The following is a 306-nucleotide window of genomic DNA, read 5'->3' as shown; positions in this document are numbered from 1 at the left end:
CGTTTGAAGTTCGTAAAAACGCCATGGCGAAAACAGCCGCGGCAAAAACAAAAGTAAACTCAAAATACGGTAAAGAGATCTACGTCGTTGCAAAAAATGGCGGTGCTGACCCAGATGCAAACCTTTCTCTACGCCGTTTGATTGATAAAGCTAAAAAAGATCAAGTACCCGCTCACGTAATTGATAAGGCGATAGAAAAAGCAGCCGGTGGTGCGGGTGAAGATTACTCTGCGGCACGTTATGAAGGGTACGGTCCAGGTAACTGCATGGTTATTGTAGACTGCCTTACTGATAACCCTAATCGAA

General features: G+C 44.8%; 1 protein-coding gene. It reads left to right on the top strand.

The window, feature by feature from the left end:
• Positions 1 to 306 (top strand): YebC/PmpR family DNA-binding transcriptional regulator (locus CWC14_RS18845; RefSeq protein ID WP_171036908.1); only part of this gene is annotated, 306 nt, incomplete at both ends.

The organism is Pseudoalteromonas sp. S3260 (genome assembly GCF_005886925.1).
Lineage (GTDB): Bacteria > Pseudomonadota > Gammaproteobacteria > Enterobacterales > Alteromonadaceae > Pseudoalteromonas > Pseudoalteromonas tetraodonis.
This window is presented reverse-complemented; position numbering and strand designations above follow the sequence as displayed.